This is a genomic window from Cryobacterium sp. N22, from assembly GCF_002929555.1.
Classification (GTDB): Bacteria; Actinomycetota; Actinomycetes; order Actinomycetales; family Microbacteriaceae; genus Cryobacterium.
Genome location: NZ_PJJP01000025.1, coordinates 60,409 through 84,955, shown reverse-complemented (window position 1 = coordinate 84,955; position 24,547 = coordinate 60,409). Strand labels below are relative to the sequence as shown.

The window sequence follows — 24,547 nt, the reverse complement described above, 5'->3', positions numbered from 1 at the left end:
CCCCCGCATCCACTCAGATTCGCGAAAGCGGCCCAACGGTCACCACAGCGCTGTGAAGCAACCACAACACCGCTCTCGCGACAGGCACCCCTCACGAGAGCGGCCCAACGGTCACCTCAGCGCTGCTGAAGCAACCACAACACCGCTCTCGCGGCCACGGGCCACGGGGCACGGGTCGGGAGGAGGCGCGGGCGAGCGCCAGTCAGACGAGGAGGTCGACGGCCATCCGCTCTGCAACGACCGAGCGCACGTAGGCGCCCGCGGCCACGTGGTCCGGATGCACCTGGTAGCGGCCCAGCGCCGCCTCGTCGTCGAACTCGGCGACCAGGGCGATGTCCCAGTTGGCGCCGCCGACCACGTCGGGGCCGATGCGGAGCGAGCGGATCTCGTCGACCACACCGACGAGGGCGCCGAGTCGGGCCGCCATCTGGGCGGCGTGCTCGGCCTTGTCGGCGGGGTCCGTGGCGGTCAGCTTCCAGGACACGATATGCAGAATGGTCATCGGATCTTCAGGAGCGCGGTGTGCAGGCGCGCCGGGTCGATTCGCCAGTAGTTGTGCACCAGACCGTTGATGAGCAGCACCGGGATCTCGTCGACGTACAGTTCGTGCAGCTCGGGGTCGTCGAGGATTGATTTCTCCTCGAGCACCACGGCCGGCGAGCCGGGGTCGGCCGCGAGCTCCGCAAGGACCGTGGTGACCACGGCCAAAGCGTCGTCGCAGAGGTGGCACCCCGGCTTGCCGATCAGGGTCAGGTGTGCGGTGGACATGCCCCCAGCCTAGGCCGCCGCGGTGCGGTCACCTGAGTAGACTCAAGCCCAATGTCCGACGAATCCGGTCCCCGCGCTATCGCGTTCTTCGACGTGGACAACACGCTGTTGCGTGGCGCGAGCCTCTACCACCTGGGCGTCGGTGCGTGGCGGATGCGGTTCATCTCGCTCGCCGACATCCTCTCGTTCGGCTGGAATCAGACCCGGTTCCTGGCGGTGGGCGAAGACGGGGTCAATATCGCCCGCCTCCGGATGCGCGCCATGGACATCATCACCGGGCACACCCGGGACGAGCTCGTCGGCCTCAGCCACGACATCTTCGACAGCCGGCTCATCCATCGGCTGTGGCCGGAAACCGTCGCCGTGGCACACGCCCACCTCAGAGCGGGTCGCGAGGTGTGGCTGGTCACCGCAACGGCCCAGGAGGTCGCCGACGTGATCGCGGAACGCCTGGACCTCACCGGCGCGCTCGGCACCAGACTCGCCACCGTCGATGGCATCTTCACGGGTCAGCTCATCGACGGCATCTGCCACGGCAGCCGCAAGGCCGTCGTCGCTCGTGGGCTCGCGGAGGCTCGCGGGATCGACCTGGCGCTCTGCTGGGCGTACTCCGATTCGCACAACGACATTCCGTTGCTCGAACTCGTCGGCAACCCCGTCGCCGTGAATCCGGACACCACGCTACGGCGGTACGCGCTGGCGCGCGGCTGGCCGATCATGCACATGAAAATCGCACAGATCAAGGCCGCACACGCAAGCAAAAAGCGCTAGGTCAGTGACCTAGCGCTTTTTCAGGTAAACGATCGGGACCGTCTACTTCTTATTACGACGCTGGTGGCGAGTCTTACGAAGCAGCTTGCGGTGCTTCTTCTTCGCCATACGCTTGCGTCGCTTCTTGATTACAGAACCCACACGGACCTCACAAAGATTTGGTTTAGCCGCGGGATTCGCGACCGACACGAAAACCCCATTCTAACGGATAAAGAAAGTCCCGTCCGACTAACTTCCTCCGAGAGTGGGTTGGATTGCCCTCAGGACGGCCGATTCCGGCACCCGAAATGAACGTCCGAAGCGGACGGCGGGCAGCTCACCGGCATGCACCATGCGGTACACGGTCATCCTGGACACCCTCATCACCTCGGCGACCTCGGCGACGGTGAGGAAGCGCAGATCGTCGAGTCGCGGGTCGGAAAGCTCGCGTGACATGGGCGGCTCCCTGCTTTGGACTAGTGAGTGTGCACGTCACTGTAAAGCGAAGCCCGGCCGGCCGCTAGTCGCTTTTGCGCCACTTCTTGACGCTCTTCTTCACCCCGGAGTCCTTGACCACGTGCTGCATCTGGAAGGAGGTATCCGCGAAGGCCTTGCCGATCGCCGCCGCGAAGGCGCGCTGCTCATCCTTGAGGACCTCGGTGTCATCGACCGCACCCGCGAGCACGGTATCCACGTCGATGCTGAGGAACGGGATCAGCCAGTCCTCGATCTCCTCGAGCGGGGCATAGTCGAGGTGGTAGTAGCGGTGCTGGCCCTCTTCGCGCACACCGACCAGCCCAGCCTCGCGCAGCACCTTGAGGTGCTTGGACACCGTGGGCTGGCTCAACCCGAGCGAACTGACGATGTCGGAGACACTCAGCTCCCCCTGGGCTGCGCTGGACTGGTTGTAGCGCTCGAGGAGAATGCGTAAGATATCGCGTCGGGTCGAGTCCGCCACTACGCCAAAGATGTCTGCCATGCCCCAAGGCTAGTCATTCCGGGTGCGGGTGCTATGACAACTTGTCAGCGACCCCCGGTACAGTTCGGGGATTCGAGTGAAAACGCAGGCCCCCAATGTGCGATTCACGCACCATTCGAACACTTGGTATGGGCGCATCCGGGACTCGGTCGACGGCCTGGTGCGCAAGTCCCCGTCCAGGTTCGCGCTGCTCGTCTTCACCTCCCTGATCCTGCTCTTCACGCTGCTGTTCTCCCTGCCGATCGCCTCCGCGGGCGACACCGAGACCCCGCTCCACGACGCTGTCTTCACCGCCGTGTCGGTGATCTGCGTCACCGGCCTCAGCACTGTCGACATGGCCACCCACTGGTCGCCGTTCGGCAACGCGCTGGTGGTCATCGGCGTCAACATCGGCGGCGTCGGCGTGCTGACGCTGGCCTCCCTGATGGGCCTGGTGATTTCCCGCCGTCTGGGCCTCCGCGCGAAGCTCATGGCGGCCAGCGACTCGAACCCGTCGCGCATCCACATGGGCCCGGTCAACGAGGGCCAGGCCGTGCGCCTTGGCGAGGTCGGCAGTCTGCTGCTCACCGTGGCCATCAGCACCCTGGCTATCGAGGCGGCCGTCACCCTGCTGCTGTTCCCGCGGATGCTGATCGACGGCGTGCCAACCGGCGAAGCCCTCTGGCAGAGCATCTACTACGCCGCGATGGCCTTCACCAACACCGGATTCAGCCCGAACGCGGCGGGCATCGACCAGTTCGCCAACGACTACTGGTTCCTCGGCGCGCTCATGGTCGGCGTCTTCCTGGGGAGCCTGGGCTTCCCGGTGCTCATGACGTTCGCCCGTAGCCTGGGCACACCCCGCCGCTGGTCCGTGCACGTGAAGCTCACACTGTGGACGACCACACTGCTGATGCTGTTGGGCATGATCTTCTACATCATTCTGGAGTTCGACAACCCGAAGACTTTCGGGTCGTTGAACGCCGGCGACACGATCTTCCAGTCCCTGTTCATGTCGGTGATGACTCGATCGGGCGGCTTCGCCACCATCGACATCAGCGACCTGCACGGCTCCAGCCTGCTGCTCAGCGACATGCTGATGTTCATCGGCGGCGGCTCGGCCTCCACCGCCGGCGGCATCAAGGTCACCACCCTCGCGGTGCTGTTCCTGGCCGCCTTCGCCGAGGCGCAGGGCAAGGAGCAGATGGAGGCATTCGGCCGCCGCATCCCCAGCGATATCCTGCGCCTGGCGGTGAGTGTGGTGCTCTGGGGAGCGACCACCGTCGCGGTGTCCACCATCCTGATCCTGCACATATCCAAGGCCGCGCTGGATGTGGTGCTGTTCGACGTGATCTCGGCGTTCGCCACCGTCGGGCTGTCGACCGGTCTCACCGCCGACCTCCCACCGGAGGGGGTATATGTGCTGGCGGCGACGATGTTCATGGGCCGGGTTGGTACAGTGACTCTCGCGGCGGCGCTGGCAGCGAGCCAGAGCAGACAGTTGTTCAAACGCCCCGAGGAAAGGCCGATAGTTGGTTGACCGGATCAAGCAGAACGCTCCCGTGCTCATCATCGGCCTGGGCCGTTTCGGCGCAGCGACGGCGGGCAAGCTCGACAGGCTGGGCCGCGAAGTGCTCGCCGTGGATAGCAGCGAGGCTCTGGTGCAGAAGTGGTCGGAGCGCATCACGCACGCCGTTCAAGCCGACGCCAAGTCGATCGACGCGCTGCGCCAGATCGGCGCACAGGATTTCTCGGTGGCGGTCTGCGCCGTCGGATCTTCGGTCGAGGCCAGCGTGCTGATCGTCGCCAACCTCGTCGACCTCAAGATTCCGCAGATCTGGGCCAAGGCCATCTCGCAGACTCACGGCAAGATCCTCGAGCGCATCGGCGCCAACCACGTGATCTACCCCGAGGCCGACTCCGGCGAGCGCGTCGCCCACCTGGTCTCGGGGCGGATGTTGGACTTCATCGAGTTCGACGACGACTTCGCCCTGGTGAAGATGTACCCGCCCAAGCCGATCCGCGGGCTGAACCTCACCGAGTCCGGGGTGCGCACCAAGCACCACGTGACCGTGGTGGGCGTGAAGAGCCCCGGCCGGCCGTTCTCCTATGCCACAGCTGAGACCGTGGTCTCCGACCACGATCTCATCATCGTCGCCGGCACCGAGGGCGACATCGAGAGGTTCGCCGCCCTCGGCTCCTGAGCCGTGGCCCGCCCGCTGGTTGAGCCTGTCGAAACCAGGTGAGGCGCCCCGGCCGCTGGTTGAGCCTGTCGAAACCAGGTGAGACAGCCCATAAGTCCGGCACCGCGATGCGAGATGGGCACGACCCGCAGGCACCTCACGGGGTCTCGACAAGCTCGACCAACGAGATGGGCGCCGCCCGCAGACACCTCAAGAGGTCTCGACAAGCTCGACCAACGAGACCCATCCGCTGGTTGAGCCTGTCGAAACCAGGTGAGACGGCCCACGAATCCGGCACCGCGATGCGAGATGGGCGCGACCCGCAAACACCTCAAGAGGTCTCGACAAGCTCGACCAACGAGATGGGCGCGGCCCGCAGGCACCTCACGGGGTCTCGACAAGCTCGACCAACGAGACCCATCCGCTGGTTGAGCCTGTCGAAACCAGGTGAGACAGGCCACGAATCCGGCACCGCGATGCGAGATGGGCGCGACCCGCAGGCACCTCACTGGGTCTCGACAAGCTCGACCAACGAGGCGGGCGCCGCGGAGCTAGGAGGCGGCGAGTTCCCGCGCCCGCGCGAGCGCGGCATCCGTCGCCCGGTCGAACAGGCCCTTGATGTCGCCGGTCTCGAGCTGTTGCACCGCCCGCTCCGTGGTGCCCTTGGGGCTGGTCACCTGTCGGCGCAACTCGGTGGGGGTCAGGTCTGACACGGCCAGCAGGGCGCTCGCGCCGAGGAAAGTGCCGTTGACCATGGTCGCGGCCTCTGCGGGGGTGAAGCCCTTGTCGATGGCCGTCAGGGTGAGCTGTTCGATGAGGTAGAAGACGTAGGCCGGGCCGGATCCCGAAATGGTGCTCAGGGCGTCGATCTTGTCCTCTGGCACCACCAGAACCTCACCCACGGTCTCGAACAGCGCGCTTGCCAGCTCCATCTGCACCGCCGTCGAGCGGGTGCCGGCGCTCAGCCCGGTGACGGCCAGGCCCACAACGGCGGGGGTGTTCGGCATCGACCGGATCACGGCTACCCCCTCGGGCAGGTGCGTCTCGAAGGTGGCGATGGTGACACCGGCGGCCACACTCACGACGAGGGTGCCGGGCTCGAGGCTGTCGGCGATCTCGGCGAGCAGGTCGGGCACCATCGCGGGCTTGACGGCCACGATGACGATGCCGGCCCCCTTCACCGCGAGACGGTTGGCGTTCGGCTCGGTCTCGGTCGCCCACGCGGTCACCCCGGCGGTGCCGGCGAGTTCGTCGGCCTTGGCCGTTGACCGGTTGGTGGTGCGGATGCCGCCGTCCACCGTGACGGTGGGCTTGAGCAGTCCGGCCAGGACGGCCCTGGCCATCGATCCCGCTCCGAGGAAGGCGATGGCGGGCAGGGTGACGGGTGCGGTCGAAGTCATCCCCCCAGTGTAGTTTTTCGCGCGCGGCCCGGGGCATCTGAGCGTTCGGGAGGAGCGACGGTTCTAGGATTATGGGCATGAGCGCATCAGGCGGAAACAAGGCGATTGTGGCGGCGCTGCTGGCCAATCTCGGCATCGCGGTCACCAAGTTCATCGCGTGGTTCGTCTCGGGGTCCTCCTCGATGCTGGCCGAGGGCGTGCACTCGCTGGCGGACTCCGGCAACCAGATCCTGCTGCTGATCGGCGGCCGCAAGTCGAAGAAGGCCGCCGACACCGACCATCCGTTCGGCTACGGACGTGAACGGTATGTCTACGCCTTCGTGGTGTCCATCATCCTGTTCTCGGTCGGTGGCGTGTTCTCGCTCTACGAGGGCATCGAGAAACTGCAGAACCCGCACGAGCTCGAAAACGCGTGGCTGCCGATCCTGGTGCTGCTGGTCGCGATCGGCCTCGAGTCGTTCTCGCTGCGCACCGCGGTGAAGGAGTCGAACCACACCCGCAAGGGCGAGAGCTGGGTGCAGTTCATCCGCCACTCCAAGGCCCCCGAACTGCCCGTGGTGCTGCTCGAAGACGTCGCGGCACTGACCGGCCTGATGCTGGCGTTGAGCGGCGTCGGCCTGACCGTTCTCACCGGGGATGCCACCTGGGACGCCATCGGCACCCTCGGGATCGGCGTGCTGCTCGTGCTGGTCGCCATCGTGCTGGGCATCGAGACCAAGAGCCTGCTGGTGGGCGAGGGCGCCAACGTCAAGGATGTCGACGCCATCAGGGCCGCGATCCTCGCCGGTCCGGAGAGCAAGCACCTCATCCACCTCAAGACCCTTTACCTCGGTCCCGACGAACTCCTCGTGGCCGCCAAGCTGTCCTTCGATTCGAGCCAGCGCTTCTCCGACGTCGCCGCCGGCATCGACACCATCGAGGGCCGCATCCGCGCGGCCGTGCCGAGCGCCAGGGTGGTTTACCTGGAGCCCGACGTCTACATCGACCCGGCCACGGTCAACCCGCCCACGGATGCGATCTTCATCAAGGGCCGTGAATGAGTGACCGGGTAAGCCGTGTCGCCGTCGTGCTGCGGCACGCCGACGAGATCCACCTCGGCAACCTGGAGCAGGTGCTCCTCGAGCACGGGTACACGGTTCGTTACGTCGACACCCTCGGCGCGGACGGCGTGCGGGGTATCGACCCGGCCGAGGCCGACCTGCTCGTGGTGCTCGGCGGCGAGATGGGCGCCTATGAGTCCGACCGTTTTCCGGTGCTCGCCGACGAGATCGCTCTGCTCGCCGGCCGGCTGGAGGCCCGCCGGCCCGTCTTCGGCGTGTGTCTGGGCGCCCAGCTGATGGCCAGCGCCCTGGGCTCCACGGTGTACCGGGGACCGAGCAATGAAATCGGCTATCGCCTGGTCGAGCCCACCGCCGCCGGTCAGGACGGGCCGCTGCGCCATGTCGCCGGCATCCCGATGATGCAGTGGCACAGCGACACCTTCGATCTGCCGGCGGGCACCACCCGGCTGGCCGGGTCCGCCGCCTACGGCAACGAGGCGTTCGCCATCGAGGACTGGGCGCTGGCCGTGCAATTCCACCCCGAGGTGACCGCTGAGATGCACGAGGCCTGGCTGAGCTCCTCCGAGGCCGAGGTCCGCGCGGAGGGCCTGGAGCCCGACGCCCTGCGGCAGGAACGGGCCCGGCACTCCGACGCGATGCAGCACGCGTCCCGTGCCCTCTTCAGCGAGTGGCTGTCGGCCCTGCCGGACGGCGCAGCGGGTCCTCGAAGAACTCAGTGAGCAGACGGCCGCATTCGGCCTCGTCCACGCCAGACACCACCTCCACCCGGTGGTTGAGCCGACGGTCCCGCAGCACGTCGTAGAGCGAGCCGGCGGCGCCGGCCTTCTCGTCCCAGGCCCCGAAGACCACGAGGGGGATGCGGGCGGCCACTATCGCGCCGGCGCACATCACGCAGGGCTCCAGGGTCACCACCAGGGTGCAGCCGGTCAGGTGCCAGTCCCCCGTCGAGGCGGCCGCCTCACGGATGGCGACAACCTCGGCGTGCAGGGTCGGGTCCTGATGCAGCTCCCGCTCATTGCGCCCCCGACCGATCACGCGGCCGGCGGCGTCGAGCACGACAGCGCCGACCGGAACGTCGCCGCTGGCCAGGGCACCGTGCGCCTCGTGCAAGGCCAGCCGCATCCAGGCCGCGTGTTCGTCGCTCTGCCGCACCACGCACCCCATCTCCGGCCACCCCACGAGAGCCGGATGCCCGTGTGAGCTAGTAGATTGAGCCTATGCGAGTCCACGTAGCCGACCATCCGCTCATCACCCACAAGCTCACCGTGCTGCGTGATCAGAGCACCTCGTCACCGATGTTCCGGGCCCTGGTGGAAGAGCTGATGACGCTGCTGGCCTACGAGGGTACTCGCGGCGTTCGCGTCGAGGAAGTCACCGTGCAGACGCCGGTATCACTCGCCAAGGGCCTGAAGATCAGCGACCCGAAGCCGCTCGTGGTGCCGATCCTCCGCGCGGGCCTGGGCATGCTCGAGGGCATGGTCAAGCTCCTCCCCACCGCCGAGGTCGGCTTCCTGGGCATGGCCCGCAATGAAGAGACCCTGCAGCCGACCACCTATGCGGAGCGCCTGCCGGACGACCTGTCCGACCGTCAGTGTTTTGTGCTCGACCCGATGCTGGCCACCGGCGGCTCGCTGATCGCGGCCATCGAGTTCCTCTTCGACCGCGGCGCCGTCGATGTCACCGCCATCTGCATCCTGGCCGCCCCCGAGGGCCTCGCCGCCGTCGAGGCCGCTCTGGCCGGCCGTGAGGTCACCATCGTTCTGGGCGCCGTCGACGAACGCCTCGACGAGCACGGCTACATCGTGCCCGGCCTCGGCGACGCCGGCGACAGGCTGTACGGCCTGGTCTGATCCGGCCCGGTCTAGTCAACCGGCTGCGGGCGTCGTCACATTCGGCGCGCCCGCAACACGCAGATCCTGCGACGTGCGACGCGCCGACCGCAGTTAGATTCACAAAACTTTGAAATAGTTCGTTTCGCGGTGGATTTCTTTGATGGATCCCCGATTTGTGCGAGATCCTACGATCTCGCACATTCCCCGTGAACGTGGTGCAGGCCACCCAGCGCCTTCCGCCGTCACTGAATTGACACAACTCGTCACAGTCGGCTTTACTCGCATTCATGACTTCCACCACACGCATCCCGACCTCCGCCGAGGCTTTGGGGACTGCCGGCATGATGATGCCCGGCAGTGTTATGGCGTGTTGCCGAATGTGCCGCTAGACCAGACAGGCATTCGCGCCGAGTCGCTCGCCCCTCACCCGCTGATCCGCAGCCGCTGAGGACGCCGCCACCGCGGCAGACCGACTCCAGGGCCCTCGCTACCGAGGCCGCCCGCTCCACCGGCCGCTACGGCCGCCCTTTCTCGAACCCATGAGCGCAATGCGCCGGGTTCTCTGCGCATCATCACCCCCAAGGATTCCGATCATGTCACTCGCACACATCGACTCAGCCCGCTCCGTCCAGTCCTACCGCCCCGAGCTCACCCTGGCCCCGGCGCCCGCACCGACCGCCCCGCGCATCCGCGCCGTGCCGGACGGCAGCCAGGCCCGCGGCTTCGTGCTCTACGTCGGCATCGACGAGGCCAAGGCCGCCGCGGCGGGCACGAGCCTGCACCGCATCGTCGAGGAGCTCAAGAAGCTGACCCAGGCGATCGCCCCCTCCTCCGAGACTCACGCCGCCGTGGCCCTGGCACCCGACGGCGTCGGCGGCCGGGACGTGGATGTCGTGCGCCTGGCCCTGCAGGACCCGGCCGCCCTCGCCAAGCGCCGCACCACCACCGACGACGCCGACCGGGCGCCCGGCGGCGTGGTCGTTGACATCTCCCGTAAGCGCGTGATCCTCGACAACGAGACCGCCGCGCTCACCTACAAGGAGTTCGAGCTGCTGCAGTACCTGGTGCTGCGCGAGGGCCGCACCATCGAGCGCGCCGAGCTCATCGCCAAGCTGTGGGACGCCGACAGCGAAGAGGATGCGCCGAACGAGCGCACCATCGACGTGCACGTGCGTCGCCTGCGCGCCAAGCTGGGCCGCTACGAGGACATCGTGCGCACGGTGCGCGGTGTGGGTTACCGCTTCGACCGTCACGCCGACGTGTCGATCCGCCAGGCCAGCACGCCCAGCCCCGACCGCTTCTAGCCGTCTCGCTGGGTCTCGACAAGCTCGACCAACGGGATCGTCACGCCCACGAGGTCGTCTCGCGGGGTCTCGACAAGCTCGACCAACGGGATCGTCACGCCCACGAGGCCGTCTCGCGCGGTCTCGACAAGCTCGACCAACGGGATCGTCACGCCCACGAGGCCGTCTCGCGCGGTCTCGACAAGCTCGACCAACGGGATCGTCACGCCCACGAGGTCGTCTCGCGCGGTCTCGACAAGCTCGACCAACGGGACGGCTGCCTCAGGCACGGGCGCGCCTACCGGCCGTTAACGTGATTGAGGGCCGGTCGTAGAGGCAAACGACCGACCCTCTTCCCTTGCACCAAGAGTGTCCTGCAATCACATTCGCGTCTTCCGCCACAGCAAACGGTTGACGCACTACGAATATATAACGAAGAGGTAACGGAGCGCCAGTTATCCAATCGTTATTTTCCTGCGAGTTCACCCAGCGTTCCTTTCGGCGGCGCTAGGCGCTCGTGGCGCGCTGGCCGATTCCGCGCTCTCCGGCCCGATATCGGCGTAGCGTGTCGTCCAGGAAGCGGGCGCCGATTGCTCGCTGCGGAGCCCGAGACGAAGGAGACACCGTGGACATCATCCGCTTGCAACCCGCCGGACTCGTCGTGAGCCCGGCGTTCAGTCACGTCGCGATAGTTCCCGCCGGCGCCACCACCATCTATGTCGGAGGCCAGAACGGCGTTGACGAAACCGGCGCTGTCGTCTCGACCGACGTCGCCGAGCAATCCAGCCGGGCGGTCGAGAACGTGGCTGTCGCGCTTGAAGCCGCCGGCGCATCCCTCGCCGACGTCGTGCAGTGGACGGTGTTCATCGCCGCGGATGCCGACCTCGGCGCCGCCTACGGCGCCATCGCGCCGCGGCTCGCGGGGCCGGGTGCCCCACCGCTGGTGACCGCGGCATTGGTGGCGGGGCTCGGAGTGCCTGGCGCCCTCATCGAGGTGGGTGCGATCGCGGCGGTGCTGCCGTCGTAGGACCGGCTGTCGTGACGTCGACGGGTCCTTCTGACGACCAGATCGATGATCACGCCTCCGGCGAGCGCGACCGCAACCGCGAGCACAGCGCCCAGAACGGGTTGGTCCCGTAGCCAGGCGCCGGCGAAGACGCCGACGAGAACCGAGTAACCGGCCCATGCCGCCCCTGACACGGCGCTGAGCGGCACGAAACGGCGTCGGGGAAAGCCGGTCGAGCCGGCCATGACATTGACCGCGACGCGCCCGACCGGCACGAATCGGGCCGTGAGGATGACGGATGCCGCACGCCGGTCGAGGGCGCCGCGAGCACGTTCGAGCAGCCTGGCCGCCCTCGGGCCGCGTGTCCAGCGGAAACGATCGAGGTCGACCCTGCGGCCGAGGGAGAAGGCAAGGTTGTCACCGACGAACGAGCCGATGGCCGCCACAAGCAACACCACCCAGGGATTCGGGGTCCCGGTGGCAACCCCGATCGCGGCGACGGCCACCACGACGGATTCACTGGGCATGGGCGGAAAGAACCCGTCGAGGGCCACGAGGAGCAGAACGACGACGAGCACGAAGGGGGATGCCGCCCAGGACACTATGAGCTCGTTGAGCGCCTCCACGAGGATCCGATCTGCCGGGAAGGCCACCCCAGGCGATAGCGGTGAGGCGGGACTTCGTTGTCTCCGACGCTACGGAGGCGCACCGGCACGCACCATCGAGCTGGCTCCCGTACTCGCAGGCGGGCTAACCCCACCATGCCCCCGCCCGAGGGAGACGGCTGCAGGGCGCCGTCTAGAGCCTCCTCGGCAGCACGAGCCCGGTGTCGTAGGCGGCGATGACCAGCTGCGCGCGGTCCCGCGCGGCCAGTTTGCTCAGCAGGTGCGAGATATGTGATTTCACCGTCTTGATCGAAATCGTCAGGTGCACGGCCAGCTGGTCGTTGGAGAGACCCCGACCGATCAACCCCAGGACTTCGACCTCTCGGTCGGTGAGTGTGGCTGCCGCTCCATGCCTGGCCACTGCTCCCGCGGCTCCGGGGGCGCGGTTCACATAGTGCTCCACGAGTCGGGTGAGAACGGACGGGGCGAAAAGCGCCTCGCCCGTGCTGGTGCGCAGAATGGCGTCGATGAGGTCGCCCGGCCTACTGTCCTTGAGCACAAAGCCGCTCGCTCCGGCCCGCAACGCGTCTAACACGTACTCGTCGAGCTCGAACATGCTCAGCATCAGCACCCTGGCGCCGCGGAGAGCGGGGTTCGAGCAGATTCGTCTGGTGGCCTCGATGCCGTCCAGCCGGGGCATGCGCACGTCCATGAGGATCACGTCGGGGACGGTGGCGACGGCGACCTCGACGGCCTCGAACCCGTCAGCCGCCTCGCCGACGACCAGGAGCCCTTCCGCGGCGTTAATGACCAGGGCCAGGCTCCGGCGCAGAAGCAGCTGGTCGTCGACCAGGACCACCCTGACGGGCCGGGCGGGCGCGGTCATGGTTCTTCCCGGTCGGGCAGCCGGGCCTCGAGCCGGAATCCGCGCCCGCGTGGTTCGGCGACCAAAGTGCCGCCGAGGCTCTGGGTGCGTTCCCGGAGACCGACGAGCCCCTGGCCGGCACCCTGGACAGCGAGCCATCCTGGCGCGGACCCCGCATCGGTCACCGTCAGCGTGATGACGGATCCGCTGCGGACGAGCCGAACCCGGACAGCCGTCGGACCGGAGTGCCGGAGGGTGTTGGCGAGTGCCTCCCGCACGATGACGGTGATCGCGAGCTGCACTCCCGGCGACACGTCGCCGAGGTCCCCACGGTCGAGCTCGACGGCCAGGCCGTTTCGGGTCGCTCCGGCGATGAGCCCGGCCAGGGATTCGAGGCTCTCCACCGGCAGCCGCGGCGCGGGGTCGTCGGTGCGGCGCAGCACCCCGAGCATGCGGCGCAATTCCACCGTCGCTTCCCGGCTGGCCGACTCGATGTCCCCCAGCGCCTGCAGCAGGGCGGCATGGCCCTCACTGTGGTCGTCGAGGTGCCTGGCGGTGGCCGCGCGAACGGTGATCAGGCCCAGCCCGTGCGAGACGATGTCGTGCAGGTCACGCGCGATCTGGAGGCGTTCGGCCGCCACCGCGCCCGACGCCGCCCACTCGGCGAGCGCGGCCTCATGGGCGTCGCGCTCGGCGCGAAGGGTGACCAGTGCCCACACCACAATCGTCGCGGTGGCGGCGATGATCCCGATCGGGAGGCTGACCGCGAGCGCTCCCGTCACACCGAAGGTGGCGGCGACGAGGAGCACGGCTGTCAATGCGGCGATCGCGAGCGGGGCCGCCCGGGATCGTCGTGCCGGACGCTCCCCCAGTGTCATGCGCCCGAGTCTACTGAGCGGCCGAGCCGGGGGCATCGGACCCAGGTCTGACAGCCCTGGGGCCGCCGGCAGTCGCACAGCGCCGCCCTCGGTCGGATGCGTGCAGCGTTGAGGACCATTTCACTGGAGGGACCGGCCGTTCCCCGGGCAGAGAGGCAGGCATGATCAGCATCGAGCACATCCGCAAATCGCATGGCCGACGGGAGGTGCTTCACGGCATCAGCTTCCAGGCCCAGCCCGCACGGGTCACCGCGTTCCTCGGCCCGAACGGCGCCGGGAAGAGCTCGGCGTTGAGAATCCTGCTCGGTCTGGACCGAGCCGCATCCGGTCTCGCGCTGATCGACGGGAAACGCTATCGCGACCTCAGCCGCCCGATGAGGACGGTCGGCGCGATGTTCGACGGCCCGGGTGCCAGTGCGGGGCGCTCCGCACGGGATCATCTCCGGTGGATGTGCACGAGCAACGGCATCGCGCTGAGCCGGGTGTCGGAGGTGCTCGCGACCGTGGGGCTCGAGCACCACGCGAAAGACAAGGTCGGCACGTTCTCGCTCGGAATGGGGCAGCGGTTGGGGATCGCGTCTGCTCTGCTCGGATCACCGGCAACCCTGGTGCTCGACGAGCCCACGAACGGCCTCGACCCCGACGGGCTGCGGTGGCTGCGGTCGTTCCTGAGAGGCCAGGCCGACGCCGGGCACACAGTTCTGGTGTCCAGCCACCTCATCACGGAGATGGCCGACCTCGCGGACGATGTGGTGGTCATCAACGGCGGGAGCATCGTTGCAACCGGGAGCGTCGCCGCCGTGCGCGGCAGCCGGCCCTCCCTGGAGCACGCATTCTTCGCCCTGACCGACCCCGGTCTCCTCCCGTGAACGGCCTTCTCCTGAGTGCGGCCGCGCATCGGGTCGGCGTCGAGGTGGTCAAGTTCGCCACGACCACGGCACTGTGGCTGCTGCCCGTGCTGACCATCGCCCTCACCGGGTCGTTGACCTACCTGGCGGGCCTGTCGGAGGTGGCGGCGACCGGTGGAGACCTGGCCGGGGCAACTTCAGCGACCAACCCGCAGCTCTACTCCGCGCAACCGCTGCCTGTGGAGTACCAGGGGTTCGACATGATGAACATCGGGCTCATCCTGATGATCGCGCTCGGAGCACTGTACGCGGGTAGCGAGTACCGCAATGGGCTGCTCCGCAGCTCCCTCATCGCCGACCCTCACCGGCTCCGTCTCTTTGCCACCAGGGCAGCGGTCCTCGCTGTGGTGGTCGCGGTGACCGCCATCGTGGCGATGGGCGGCGGTACCGTGCTCCGGCACCTCGCGCTCGGCGACCAAGGCCTGGCACCGCTGGCCTTTCCGCCGCTCGTGTGGCGAAACATCGGCGGCGTCGCACTGACCTGGACGGTCCTGGCCCTGCTGGCGTTCGCGATCGGCGTGCTCGCCCGCAATGCGATCCTGCCGCTCGTCGTCATCGTGCCGCTGTCGGTGGGCCTCGGCGACTTTCTCATCACCCTGTGGGCGCCCGCACGATTCGTGCCGCCGGCCGCCGGCGCCAGCCTGTACACGCCGGCGGACGGCACCCACCTCGCTGCCGCGGCCGGCGCGATCGTGCTGGTCGCCTGGGCCGGTGTCGCCGTTGTCCTGGCCGGGATCGTGTTCCGGCGCCGTGATGCGTAGCCGGCGCGGAGCACTCATGTATCGAGCGATCGCCGCGGAGCTGACGAAGATCCGCACGCTCCCCGCCGCCCTGTTGACGATCGGCGCCGCGCTCGTGCTGCCGCCGGCACTGTCTTTCGCGATGGGGCTGAATCTGGCTTCCTCCCTCTCACCGGCCGCGGCCGGCGTCGACATGGGCGGCTTCGAGGTCGCCGGGTTCGGCCAACCGCTCGTCATCCTGCTTGCTGCGCTCATCGTCGGCAGCGAGTACCGGAACGGCCTGCTTCGCAGTTCCCAGCTGGCCGTCCCCAACCGGCTGCGGCTCCTGGGCGCGAAGGTGATCGTCGTCGCCGCCCTCGCCTTCCTGCTGGCGGTCGTCGCCGTCGGGTTCGCCGTCGCCGCGCGTCAGGTCTCGGCCGGGGGCGCGGGCGCCGCCGAGCTGGGGTTCACCCCGGCGATGACGCTGAACCTGCTCATGGTCGGCCTGAACTGGACCTGCATCAGTCTCATCTCGGCCGCACTGACGGTTCTCGCCCGGTCCATCCTGCTTCCGGTGATCGTCCTGATCCCCCTGGTCCTGGGGCTCGGGGTGGCGCTGGTCGGGCTGCTCCCCTGGCTGAGGTTCGCCCCCGACCTCGCGGGGCTGCAACTCATCTCGCGGTACCCGGGAATGGGGCTGCTGGAGCCGCTCCCCGGCGGTGTCGTGATGGTCGCCTGGGTCATCCTGCTCCTGGCACCCGCGTTCGTGCTCTTCGACCGTCGGGACGCCTGATCCGGAGCCGTTCAGTGCAGGCCGAGCCTGGCGGGAACGGGCAGACGCACAACCAGTGCCCCAGGGTCGACGCTGAACCGGCCGGCACGGGTTTCACCGACCGGGTCACCGTCGATCTCGGCGAGCACCGGGCGGTCGAGCTGGAACCCGAAGTCGCCGCCCGACCATTGGCGCAGCGATGCCGCCCCGTTGCGGATGTGCGCGGCGACCTCGACCGCCACACCCAACCAACCCGCAACCACATTGGGTCGCAGCACCACCAGGTCCAGTCGTGCGTCGTCGAGCTTGGCGCCGGTGGCGAGTTCGATGTTCGCCACCACCGAGCTGCAGTTGCAGGCCAGCACCATGAGGCACTCATGGCTCGTGTGCTCCTCACCGTCGACCGACAGGGTCACCCCGAACCCCTCGCGGAACATCGTCGCCCCGCCGGCGACGACGTAGGCGCCCCAGCCCACCTTCTTCTTGAGGCCGTCGTCGGTCTGCGCCATGATGTCGGCGTCCAGGCCCACACCGCCCATCACCACGAACACCCGCTCTTCGCCATCGTCGAAGGTCGCCAGTCCCACGTCGATGGCGTGGTTCTGGCCCAGGAACGCGATCTCCAGTGCGTCGTCGGGGGAATCCACGGGGATGCCCAGGTTTCGGGCGAGCAGGTTCCCCGTTCCGCCGGGAAGCAGCCCGCACGGCACCGAGGTTCCCCGCAGCACACCGGCCACGGCCCGCACCGTGCCGTCGCCGCCCATGACGCAGACCAGATCCGGCGCGCGCGCCAAAGCCGCCCGGGCCGCCGCGACGCCCGAATCGTCCCGGCTCGTCTCAAACCAGAGCGGGTCACCCCAGCCGAAACGGCTCGCGGCGGCCCCCACCTGGGCCATCGTTCCCGCATAGTCCGGAAACTTGCTCGGATTGATGATGATGGCGACGGACGGGGTTCGACTTCGCGAGGCATCCATACGCGCACTATAGAACGGTCCCGCCGCATAGGCGGTTATGCCCCCTCGACCGGGCTAGGCTGCCGCGGGACGCCACGGCGATCCCATATTGTTGATCAGGGGATGCCTGGGGGCACGGTGAGGAGGCAACATGGTCGATCGTGCGATAGCCGTCGGCGCGTGGGAGTCGCTGTTTCGCGCCCAGGTGGCCATCATGCGCAGCCTGGCCGAGGACTTCCCGTCCCGCGAGATCTCCTTCAACGAGTACGACGTGATGTTCAACCTGTCCCGCCAACCCGAACGCAGCATCCGGTTGCGGGAGCTGAACAAGCACGTGCTGCTCACCCAGCCCAGCGTGAGCCGGCTGGTGGACCGCCTGGCGTCCAGGGGCTACGTGCTCAAGCACGCCGACCCCGACGACGGTCGCGGCGCCATCGTCCAGCTGACGGATGCCGGCTTCGCGCTGTTCAGACGGGTGGCGGTGGACCACATGGGCTCGATCACGACGCGGGTGGGCGACAGCCTGAGCGACGAGGAACTCCTGCAGCTCACCGCCCTGTGCGACCGGCTGCGGCTGGGACCGGATCAGCCGGCCTGAGCCGCCGCGGGTGGCGGCGAGGTGAGGGCCCTACCCCTCACCCCGCCGTGGCACTCCCTTGCAGGACTGCCATCTCGGCCAGACGACCCGAACGCTGCCTGGCCGAGAATCCGTGTCGCGCACAACGAAACTAAGGTTAGCTCAGTTTCTGGTTCGGTGCGGTCTGTGGGAATACTCGCCGGGCACCTGTGCAGGCGGGGACCGCGAGCGTAATCTGCCCGACAGGAGGTGCGTTATGCGCGCAGCAGAGAACGACCGGATCATCATCCGAGGCAAGACCGATTCAACGCCCGACCGGCACGGCACGATTCGCGAGGTGCGGGGGCCCGAGGGCGAACCGCCGTACCTGGTGTCCTTCGACGACGGCCACGAGACCCTGGTCTTCCCCGGCACCGACTTCCTCGTCGAGCACGCCCGCTGACCGGCGCAACTGTTGCCGCATCGGACTTCTGCGCCCCGCGTACCGGGCGCAATTGTCAGCACGGGCAACAGTTGCCGGCGGCTACCCTCAGGTATGCCCACACCCGACCTCCGCTCCTCCCTTGACCCGCGCGCCGACGACCTCGTCGACCGACTCCGGGCCTGGCTGCCGCTCGCACCCGGGCAGGCCGTGCTGCGCGACGACTACCTCGGGTTCATCCTCGGCTCCCCGCGGGCGGCGATGTCACGCCACGGCGGACCCGAGCACGTGACCGGGAGCTGTTTCGTCTTCACTCCGAACCTGGCACAGGTGCTGCTCTGCTTCCACAAGAAGGGCCGGTTCTGGGTGCAACTGGGCGGTCACGTCGAGCCGGCCGACGGCTCCGTTGTCGACACTGCGTTCCGGGAGGCCCGCGAGGAATGCGGCATCGACGACCTCGTGCCGGTCGGCGGCGGCATCCTGGACCTGGACCGGCACGCCCTCGGCGGCGGGTTCAGCTGCCGCACGCACTGGGACGTCGGCTTCGCGGCGATCGCCAGGCCCGAGTCCGCACCGGTGGCGAGCGATGAAAGCGACGATGTCGCGTGGTGGCCGGTGGATGCGCTGCCGGAGAACGTGCCGCCGCTGTTCGCACGACGTCTGGCCGGGGTGCTCGCCGAGCTCGACCATCAGCAGCGACCGCCGATGTCAGTGGCGCCGGCGACTCTGTAAGCCACGACGGCACACGTCGGTCAGCAGACCGACCCCGGAAACGACGAAAGCGGCCCACCGAAGTGAACCGCTTTCAACCTGTGCGCCCGAAGGGATTCGAACCCCCAACCTTCTGATCCGTAGTCAGATGCTCTATCCGTTGAGCTACGGGCGCAGTGATGAATTCGGGACCGAAACCCTCGAAGACAACTTAGAAACTATAACAGTTATTTTGAGCCCTCTGGTGCGCCTGGGGCCCTCCAGAGGTCTAATTGCGCCAGTTGGCGCTTGAGCGCGACCTGTCGGTACGACGTCTCCACCAGTTCGGCCAGCTCCACCCAGTCGGTCCGGGGCGTATCGAAGTCGATGGCGAGCCAGCCGGCCGGGCCGAAATACGGCGGGATGAAGAAGCGCGCATCCTGCACGAGGGCCCGCCGCTCCTCGGGGTCGGGCTTGAAAACTATGCTGTGCGGCCGGTCCATGCTCGAACCGGCGGTGACGAAGATCTTCTTGCCGGCGCGGAAGGTGGGCCGCCCCCAGGCGAGCACCTCGACGGCCTCGGGGAAGGCCAGGCACAGGGCGCGCAGGCGTTCCAGTGCGGCATCCGGTTCGTCGAAGAGCAGCGGGTGCTCCATGGCTACCGGGGCTCCCCGACGGCCGTGACCGGCGCATCCGCTGTGGGCACGGCCGTGCGGATGCCCAGCCAGGAAACGATGCCGCCCGCGAACATCAGCGCGGCCACCACCACCATCGCGCGCTGGAAGCCGGCGACATCCAGGGCGGACCCGACGATAGTGCCGGTCAGGGCAATGGCGACGAGGCCGGCGACGCGCGCCACGGCATTGTTGATCGCCGAACCGATGCCCGCCTGGCTGGACTGGATCGAGCCGAGCACGGCCGAGGTGAGCGGCGCCACCGTGATCGCCAGGCCGAGGCCCACCAGGACGATTCCCGGCAGCACCTGCAGGGCGAAGTTGACCGGCGGCACCGCCGTGGTCACCAGCAGGAAGCCGGCGCCGGCCACGAACGGGCCGACCGTCATGAACAGCCGCGGACCGTACTTGCCGGCCAGGGTGCCGAAGAGGGTGGCGAAGATCAGCATCATCACAGTGGCCGGGATGCCGGCGAGCCCGGCGAGGGTAGCGGAGAAGCCGCCGACCTCCTGCAGGTAGAGCGCGAAGAGGAAGAAGCCCAGGTTCAGCGCGGCGTAGATCCCGACAGTGGCGATGTTGCCCACGGCGAAGTTGCGCACCCGGAAGAGACCCAGCGGCATCATCGGCTGCGGAGCCCGCGCCTCCCACCAGAGGAAGGCGGCGAACGCGATCAGGCCGATCGTCATCGGGAGGTAGACGACGGGGCTGCCCCAGCCGAACCGGCCCTGTTCGATCAGGGCGAAGACCGGTCCGCCCAGCCCCACCACGGCCAGGCAGGCGCCGAGCACGTCGACGCGGGCGCCGGCGACCGGCCGGGTCGGCTCCTGCACGCGGCGCAGCAGGAACATCGTGACCGCGATCGGGATGACGTTGATGAAGAAGACCAGCCGCCAGCTCACCGAGTCCACCAGGATGCCGCCGAGCAGGGGACCGGCGATGCCGGCCACGCCGGTCCAGCCGGTCCACGCGCCGATGGCCTTGCCCTGCGAGGCGCCGCTGAACGTGGAGGTGATCAGGGCCAGCGAGCTCGGCACCAACAGCGCCGCCGCTACTCCCTGAAGCAGCCGGGCGATGACGAGGATCTCGCCGGTTGGTGCGAATCCGCAGGCCAGCGAGGTGATCCCGAACCAGATCAGGCCGGCGCGCAGCACCCGCACCCGGCCGAAGGTGTCGGAGAGCGACCCGGCCACCAGGATCAGCGCGCCCAGGCTGAGCAGGTAACCGTCGACCACCCACTGCTGAAGCGGCAGGCCACCGCCGAGTTCCCGGGAGATGGCCGGCAGGGCGACGTTGATGATCGAGCCGTCCAGGAACGCCACGAACGACGACAGGATGGCCACAATCAGGATGCGCCGCTGGCTGGGAGTCACCCGATCAGTCAACACCACCGCGGTCGTGGTGGTCCAGCGGGTTCAGCACCGCAACCGCCGAACGTTGCTGCACACTGATAGCCTCCGGGACACCGCCCTGTTGCACCGCCGACGATCTGGAGCCGACCGTATGAGCGCACCGACGACGATTCGCCCCGTGGCCGGCATCCGTCGTTCCCGGGTGGCGGTGAGCGCCAGCTACGCCGCGCAGGGCTTCGGCTATGCGGTGGTCGTCACCTCACTGCCCAATCTGAAGACCCGGCACGGCGTCGATGACACCGTGGTGTCGCTCATCGTGCTGCTGGTCTGCCTCGCAGCGGCCGGTGGTTCGCTGCTGGCCGATCGCCTCGCGGTGCGGTGGGGAAGCAGGGTGGCCCTGGTGGTGGGGCTGCTTCTCGAGGCCGTGGCCCTGCCGCTGATCGCCTCCCCGGTGGGCTTGCCTGCCTTCATCGCCGCGTTCGCGATCTACGGCGCGGGCCTGGGCATCGTCGACGCCGCCGGCGCCATGGAGGGCGTGCTCGTGCAGCAGCGGGTCGGCGTCTCCGTGATGGCCGGCTTCTTCGCCTGGTACACCGGCGCCGCCATCGCCGGCGCCCTGTTGATGTCGGCCGTGGCCGGCACCGCGGCCAATGCCGGCATCGCGCTCGTCGCCGGCGCCGTCGTCGCCCTCGGCGTTGCCATCGTGGGTGTGCGCGGCTTCGACCCGCGGCGCACGAAGCTGCCGCCGGCCCCGGATGCGGCACCGCACGGCAAGCTGCCGCGCCGCGGCATTGTGGTGTTCGGCACCGTGGTGCTGGCCGCCTTCGTGGTGGACTCCGCCGTGAGCACCTGGAGCACCGTGTACCTGCACGACGTGCTGCTCACCGGCGCGGCCATCGCCCCGCTCGGCTACGCCGCCTACCAGGCCGCCATCCTGGTCACCCGCATCGGCGCCGACGTTCTGGTGCGCCGGTTCGGCCGCGTGGTTCTTGCCGTCTGCACCACCGTGTTGGCGATCCTGGGCTGCCTGATCGTGGCAACGGTGCCCGTCACCTGGGCCGCCGTGGCCGGCTTCGCCCTGGCCGGCTTCGGGGTCGGTGCCCTGGTGCCGCTGGCGTTCAGCGCAGCGGGCGAGCTGCACGAGGCCCGCAGCGACGAGGTGATCGCCAGGGTGAACCTGTTCAACTACGCCGGGGCCGTGCTCGGTGCCGTGCTGGTGGGCCTGCTCGCCGAGTCCACCGGGCTCGCCCAGGCGTTCCTGCTGCCGATGGCGCTGCTCATCCCGGTGCTGTTCCTGGCCCGGCGGTTCGCGCCGCGCCCGTCGCGCGTCGCCGCGCCGGTGTCCGCGCCCTAACCTCCGGGGCCGCCGCATCCAGCGCTGAATCGTTTCGTTTGCGGACATCCCCCCTTCGTTGACGAAACGAAGGTGGGATGTCCGCAATTGAACGGATTGAACGCTCCGGGTGCGACAGCCGCACCGGCCTAGACGCTGCCGGGTGCCGGTGCTTGACTGCCCCCATGGTGCACACGATCAGAAACACGCAGGCCTCGTTCGAATACCAGGGCCTCCGCGCCCTGTTCCTCAACTGCACCCTCAAACGCAGCCCGGAGATCAGCAACACCCAGGGCATCATTTCCCTCAGCGCACACCTCATGCGCGAGCAGGGTGTGCACGTCGAGGTCATCCGCGCCATCGATCACGACATCGCCACCGGCGTCTACCCCGACATGACCGAGCACGGCTGGGCGACGGATGCCTGGCCGGCGCTGTTCGACAAGGTCGCGGCCGCCGACATCCTGGTGCTCGGCGGGCCGATCTGGCTCGGCGACAACAGCTCGGTCACCAAACGGGTCATCGAACGGCTCTACGCGATGTCGGGCGAGTACAACGACAAGGGCCAGTACATCTACTACGGCAAGGTGGGTGGCGCCATCATCACCGGCAACGAAGACGGCGTGAAGCACTGCTCGTCCAACATCCTCTACAGCCTGCAGCACATCGGCTACACGATCCCGCCCGCAGCGGATGCCGGCTGGATCGGCGAGATCGGCCCAGGCCCAAGCTATCTGGACGCGGGCTCCGGCGGCCCCGACAACGAGTTCACCAACCGCAACACCACGTTCATGACCTGGAACCTGATGCACCTGGCCGCGATCCTCAAGGCCAACCGCGGCATCCCCGCCTACGGCAACCTGCGCCAGGAGTGGGACGCCGGCGAACGCTTCGGGTTCGAACCGAATCCGGAGTACCGCTAGGAGACGACAGGCCCCGAACACGCGAACCGGGGCAGGAGGGATACACAATGTTCCGCCCTCTGCCGGACAACGCCCCGGCCCACCAGGCAGCATCCGCACCCCAGCCCTGGCCCCTGGAGGTGCGCGTCACCGGCGGCTTGGTGCGCGGCAGCCGACCCGCCGCAGGTGTGCAGACATGGCGCGGAGTCCCCTACGCGGCCCCACCGGTCGGGCCGCTGCGGTTCCGCGCACCACAGCGGGTGATCCCGTGGACGGGAGTCCGCGACGCCAGCAGATACGGCCCGGTCGCCCCGCAAGACCGGGGCACCCAGTTCAAGGGCGTCAGCCGCCGCACCCAGATGGGCGAGGACTGTCTCACCCTGAACGTGCAGCGGCCCACCGACCGGCCGGACGAAACCGACCTGCCGGTGATGGTCTTCATCCACGGCGGCGGCTACAGCGCCGGGTCCTCGCAGGACTTCACGGAGCGCAGCCAGACGATCGTGCGGAGCGGCCGCACGGTCTACGTCGCCCTCAACTACCGGCTAGGCGCCCTCGGCTACCTCGACTTCAGCCGGTTCAGCACCCGCACCCGCACCTTTGAGAGCAATCTCGGGTTGCGCGACCAGGTCGCCGCCCTGGAATGGGTGCGGGATAACATCCGGGCGTTCGGCGGCGACCCCGGCAACGTCACCGTGATCGGCGAGTCCGCCGGCGGCAATGCCGTGGTGACGCTGCTCACCACACCGGCCGCCCGTGGCCTGTTCGCCCGGGCGATCGCCCAGAGCCCGCCGTCGAACGCGGCGTACTCTCCCGCCCTGGCCGGCCGCTGGGCCGCCGAATTCATTGAGGTGCTGCGGCAGGGCCGCGCGCCGGAGCTGGCCGGCGGGCGGCGCCCCGCTGCCGAACTGCTCGACACCGCCACGTGGCCCGCCCTGGTCCGTGCCGCCCTCGTGCTGCAACGCCGCACCCCGGACGTCGACCCCGGCACCTTTTGCATGGCACCCGTCGTCGATGGGAATTTCCTGCCCGAACGCCCGCTCGACGCCTTCCGGCAGGGCCACGCCCATCCGGTGCCGCTGATCATCGGCACCAACGACAGGGAGGGCTCGATGTTCCGCGGCCGGCTCGACATCCTGCCGCGGTCGATCCTGCGCATCCAGTCGCTCTTCGACGAGGCCCCGCCCGGCTCACACCAGGACATGCGAGCGGTGTACTCCGCCCTGCCAGCCCTGCGCGCCGAAGCGGACTTCGGCGGCGACTATGCGTTCTGGTTTCCCAGCGTGCTGGTCGCGGAGCTGCACTCCCGGTCGGCACCGGTTTACCTCTACCGCTTCGACCTGGCCCCCCGGCTGCTGCGCCTCCTCGGCTACGACGCCACCCACGGGCTCGAATTGCTCGCACTGTCCACGTCGGGCACCGACCGCCAGCTGCGCAGACTCACGGCCCTGGGAGGCCGGGAGAGTTTTCTGCGCACCGGCGACCGGATGCGCGCGCACTGGCTGCGCTTTGCGGCCACCGGCCTCACCGGGCCGGGCTGGCCGATCTACACCGAGGGGGATCGCCTGACCCTGATCTTCGACGAAGAGGACCGAGTGGAATCCGACCCCCGCGGCGAGCGCCGGGTGGCCTGGTTGCAGTTCCTGCCCAACCTGTAACC

Annotated in this window: 30 protein-coding genes, 1 tRNA gene and 1 pseudogene; 17 read left to right on the top strand and 15 right to left on the bottom strand. The window is 68.4% G+C overall.

Annotated elements, in window-relative coordinates:
- Positions 1-202 precede the first annotated feature (202 nt).
- Together CXY76_RS04250 and CXY76_RS04245 are read right to left on the bottom strand one after the other, a co-directional pair.
- Entirely contained in the window at positions 203-502 is a 300-nt protein-coding gene (locus CXY76_RS04250) for a Dabb family protein (protein WP_104163005.1), read from the bottom strand.
- Positions 499-768, bottom strand: a complete 270-nt coding sequence (locus CXY76_RS04245; RefSeq protein ID WP_104163004.1) for a glutaredoxin family protein — start codon at positions 766-768, stop codon at positions 499-501. The genes CXY76_RS04250 and CXY76_RS04245 overlap by 4 nt, the downstream gene beginning before the upstream one ends.
- Before the next feature lie 51 nt (positions 769-819).
- On the opposite strand from CXY76_RS04245, the gene CXY76_RS04240 reads away from it, so the two are divergent.
- A complete protein-coding gene (locus tag CXY76_RS04240) occupies positions 820-1,539 on the top strand; it encodes an HAD family phosphatase (RefSeq protein WP_104163003.1) in 720 nt (239 codons plus the stop codon).
- Between the two features lie 42 nt (positions 1,540-1,581).
- Here the strand turns inward: CXY76_RS04240 and CXY76_RS04235 are convergent, their stop codons facing one another.
- The 3 genes from CXY76_RS04235 to CXY76_RS04225 form a co-directional block, all read right to left on the bottom strand.
- Positions 1,582-1,680 (bottom strand): 30S ribosomal protein bS22, encoded by a 99-nt coding sequence (locus CXY76_RS04235; protein WP_003792170.1) that lies wholly within the window; start codon positions 1,678-1,680, stop codon positions 1,582-1,584.
- Between the two features lie 87 nt (positions 1,681-1,767).
- On the bottom strand, positions 1,768-1,974 hold the full coding sequence (locus CXY76_RS04230) for a helix-turn-helix domain-containing protein (protein WP_104163002.1): 207 nt from the start codon (positions 1,972-1,974) through the stop codon (positions 1,768-1,770).
- 64 nt (positions 1,975-2,038) lie between these two features.
- The gene (locus CXY76_RS04225) at positions 2,039-2,497 is read right to left on the bottom strand and encodes a helix-turn-helix transcriptional regulator (RefSeq protein WP_104163001.1); all 459 of its coding nucleotides are present in this window, start codon (positions 2,495-2,497) and stop codon (positions 2,039-2,041) included.
- A 76-nt stretch (positions 2,498-2,573) separates the two neighbouring features.
- On the opposite strand from CXY76_RS04225, the gene CXY76_RS04220 reads away from it, so the two are divergent.
- Both CXY76_RS04220 and CXY76_RS04215 read left to right on the top strand, forming a co-directional pair.
- On the top strand, positions 2,574-4,016 hold the full coding sequence (locus CXY76_RS04220) for a TrkH family potassium uptake protein (RefSeq protein ID WP_369826065.1): 1,443 nt from the start codon (positions 2,574-2,576) through the stop codon (positions 4,014-4,016).
- The gene (locus tag CXY76_RS04215) at positions 4,009-4,680 is read left to right on the top strand and encodes a TrkA family potassium uptake protein (protein WP_104162999.1); all 672 of its coding nucleotides are present in this window, start codon (positions 4,009-4,011) and stop codon (positions 4,678-4,680) included. The genes CXY76_RS04220 and CXY76_RS04215 overlap by 8 nt, the downstream gene beginning before the upstream one ends.
- Positions 4,681-5,210: 530 nt before the next feature.
- Here the strand turns inward: CXY76_RS04215 and proC are convergent.
- A complete protein-coding gene (gene proC / locus CXY76_RS04210) occupies positions 5,211-6,059 on the bottom strand; it encodes a pyrroline-5-carboxylate reductase (RefSeq protein ID WP_104162998.1) in 849 nt (282 codons plus the stop codon).
- A gap of 77 nt (positions 6,060-6,136) precedes the next feature.
- On the opposite strand from proC, the gene CXY76_RS04205 reads away from it, so the two are divergent.
- Positions 6,137-7,099 (top strand): cation diffusion facilitator family transporter, encoded by a 963-nt coding sequence (locus CXY76_RS04205; protein WP_104163017.1) that lies wholly within the window; start codon positions 6,137-6,139, stop codon positions 7,097-7,099.
- Positions 7,096-7,839, top strand: coding sequence for a glutamine amidotransferase (locus tag CXY76_RS04200; RefSeq protein WP_104162997.1), 744 nt, complete (start codon positions 7,096-7,098; stop codon positions 7,837-7,839). Before CXY76_RS04205 ends, CXY76_RS04200 begins: the two co-directional genes overlap by 4 nt.
- On the opposite strand, the gene tadA is transcribed toward CXY76_RS04200, so the two are convergent.
- The gene (tadA, locus tag CXY76_RS04195; protein WP_255408457.1) at positions 7,781-8,275 is read right to left on the bottom strand and encodes a tRNA adenosine(34) deaminase TadA; all 495 of its coding nucleotides are present in this window, start codon (positions 8,273-8,275) and stop codon (positions 7,781-7,783) included. The genes CXY76_RS04200 and tadA overlap by 59 nt on opposite strands.
- 62 nt (positions 8,276-8,337) lie before the next feature.
- On the opposite strand from tadA, the gene upp reads away from it, so the two are divergent.
- Positions 8,338-8,970 carry a uracil phosphoribosyltransferase gene (upp, locus tag CXY76_RS04190; protein WP_104162996.1) on the top strand — a complete coding sequence of 211 codons (633 nt, stop codon included), beginning with the start codon at positions 8,338-8,340 and terminating at the stop codon, positions 8,968-8,970.
- Between the two features lie 575 nt (positions 8,971-9,545).
- The gene (locus CXY76_RS04185; RefSeq protein WP_104162995.1) at positions 9,546-10,256 is read left to right on the top strand and encodes a winged helix-turn-helix domain-containing protein; all 711 of its coding nucleotides are present in this window, start codon (positions 9,546-9,548) and stop codon (positions 10,254-10,256) included.
- On the opposite strand, the gene CXY76_RS04180 is transcribed toward CXY76_RS04185, so the two are convergent.
- Positions 10,253-10,525 (bottom strand): hypothetical protein, encoded by a 273-nt coding sequence (locus CXY76_RS04180; protein ID WP_104162994.1) that lies wholly within the window; start codon positions 10,523-10,525, stop codon positions 10,253-10,255. The genes CXY76_RS04185 and CXY76_RS04180 overlap by 4 nt on opposite strands.
- A 335-nt stretch (positions 10,526-10,860) precedes the next feature.
- On the opposite strand from CXY76_RS04180, the gene CXY76_RS04175 reads away from it, so the two are divergent.
- Positions 10,861-11,262, top strand: coding sequence for a RidA family protein (locus CXY76_RS04175; RefSeq protein ID WP_104162993.1), 402 nt, complete (start codon positions 10,861-10,863; stop codon positions 11,260-11,262).
- 143 nt (positions 11,263-11,405) lie between these two features.
- Here the strand turns inward: CXY76_RS04175 and CXY76_RS19630 are convergent.
- From CXY76_RS19630 to CXY76_RS04160, 3 genes and pseudogenes are all read right to left on the bottom strand, one after another.
- Positions 11,406-11,768: pseudogene (locus CXY76_RS19630) on the bottom strand (DedA family protein); the annotation flags it as partial.
- Positions 11,769-12,039: 271 nt separating this feature from the next.
- Entirely contained in the window at positions 12,040-12,732 is a 693-nt protein-coding gene (locus CXY76_RS04165; RefSeq protein WP_104162992.1) for a response regulator transcription factor, read from the bottom strand.
- Positions 12,729-13,589, bottom strand: a complete 861-nt coding sequence (locus CXY76_RS04160) for a sensor histidine kinase (RefSeq protein WP_104162991.1) — start codon at positions 13,587-13,589, stop codon at positions 12,729-12,731. The genes CXY76_RS04165 and CXY76_RS04160 overlap by 4 nt, the downstream gene beginning before the upstream one ends.
- Before the next feature lie 161 nt (positions 13,590-13,750).
- Between CXY76_RS04160 and CXY76_RS04155 the strand changes: the two genes are divergently transcribed.
- From CXY76_RS04155 to CXY76_RS04150, 3 genes are read left to right on the top strand one after another with little or no spacing between them, the layout of a single operon-like run.
- Positions 13,751-14,458, top strand: a complete 708-nt coding sequence (locus tag CXY76_RS04155) for an ABC transporter ATP-binding protein (protein WP_104162990.1) — start codon at positions 13,751-13,753, stop codon at positions 14,456-14,458.
- Positions 14,455-15,258 (top strand): hypothetical protein, encoded by an 804-nt coding sequence (locus tag CXY76_RS19355; RefSeq protein WP_158253834.1) that lies wholly within the window; start codon positions 14,455-14,457, stop codon positions 15,256-15,258. The genes CXY76_RS04155 and CXY76_RS19355 overlap by 4 nt, the downstream gene beginning before the upstream one ends.
- A 16-nt stretch (positions 15,259-15,274) precedes the next feature.
- The gene (locus CXY76_RS04150) at positions 15,275-16,009 is read left to right on the top strand and encodes an ABC transporter permease (protein ID WP_158253833.1); all 735 of its coding nucleotides are present in this window, start codon (positions 15,275-15,277) and stop codon (positions 16,007-16,009) included.
- A gap of 11 nt (positions 16,010-16,020) precedes the next feature.
- Here the strand turns inward: CXY76_RS04150 and CXY76_RS04145 are convergent, their stop codons facing one another.
- Positions 16,021-16,962, bottom strand: coding sequence for a diacylglycerol kinase family protein (locus tag CXY76_RS04145; RefSeq protein WP_104162988.1), 942 nt, complete (start codon positions 16,960-16,962; stop codon positions 16,021-16,023).
- A gap of 130 nt (positions 16,963-17,092) precedes the next feature.
- On the opposite strand from CXY76_RS04145, the gene CXY76_RS04140 reads away from it, so the two are divergent.
- The 3 genes from CXY76_RS04140 to CXY76_RS04130 all read left to right on the top strand — a co-directional run bounded on the left by CXY76_RS04140 (position 17,093) and on the right by CXY76_RS04130 (position 18,671).
- Positions 17,093-17,539 (top strand): MarR family winged helix-turn-helix transcriptional regulator, encoded by a 447-nt coding sequence (locus CXY76_RS04140; RefSeq protein ID WP_104162987.1) that lies wholly within the window; start codon positions 17,093-17,095, stop codon positions 17,537-17,539.
- A 235-nt stretch (positions 17,540-17,774) separates the two neighbouring features.
- A complete protein-coding gene (locus tag CXY76_RS04135) occupies positions 17,775-17,960 on the top strand; it encodes a DUF1918 domain-containing protein (RefSeq protein ID WP_104162986.1) in 186 nt (61 codons plus the stop codon).
- A 93-nt stretch (positions 17,961-18,053) separates the two neighbouring features.
- A complete protein-coding gene (locus CXY76_RS04130) occupies positions 18,054-18,671 on the top strand; it encodes an NUDIX hydrolase (protein WP_104162985.1) in 618 nt (205 codons plus the stop codon).
- An 81-nt stretch (positions 18,672-18,752) separates the two neighbouring features.
- Here the strand turns inward: CXY76_RS04130 and CXY76_RS04125 are convergent.
- From CXY76_RS04125 to CXY76_RS04115, 3 genes are all read right to left on the bottom strand, one after another.
- Positions 18,753-18,825 (bottom strand) — tRNA-Arg (locus tag CXY76_RS04125).
- A gap of 52 nt (positions 18,826-18,877) precedes the next feature.
- The gene (locus tag CXY76_RS04120; protein WP_104162984.1) at positions 18,878-19,285 is read right to left on the bottom strand and encodes an MmcQ/YjbR family DNA-binding protein; all 408 of its coding nucleotides are present in this window, start codon (positions 19,283-19,285) and stop codon (positions 18,878-18,880) included.
- 2 nt (positions 19,286-19,287) lie between these two features.
- A complete protein-coding gene (locus CXY76_RS04115) occupies positions 19,288-20,673 on the bottom strand; it encodes a DHA2 family efflux MFS transporter permease subunit (RefSeq protein ID WP_104162983.1) in 1,386 nt (461 codons plus the stop codon).
- Positions 20,674-20,803: 130 nt separating this feature from the next.
- On the opposite strand from CXY76_RS04115, the gene CXY76_RS04110 reads away from it, so the two are divergent.
- From CXY76_RS04110 to CXY76_RS04100, 3 genes are all read left to right on the top strand, one after another.
- Positions 20,804-22,006, top strand: a complete 1,203-nt coding sequence (locus CXY76_RS04110; RefSeq protein WP_104163015.1) for an MFS transporter — start codon at positions 20,804-20,806, stop codon at positions 22,004-22,006.
- 164 nt (positions 22,007-22,170) lie between these two features.
- The gene (locus CXY76_RS04105) at positions 22,171-22,908 is read left to right on the top strand and encodes a flavodoxin family protein (protein ID WP_104162982.1); all 738 of its coding nucleotides are present in this window, start codon (positions 22,171-22,173) and stop codon (positions 22,906-22,908) included.
- A gap of 47 nt (positions 22,909-22,955) precedes the next feature.
- Entirely contained in the window at positions 22,956-24,545 is a 1,590-nt protein-coding gene (locus CXY76_RS04100; protein WP_104162981.1) for a carboxylesterase/lipase family protein, read from the top strand.
- Positions 24,546-24,547 lie beyond the last annotated feature (2 nt).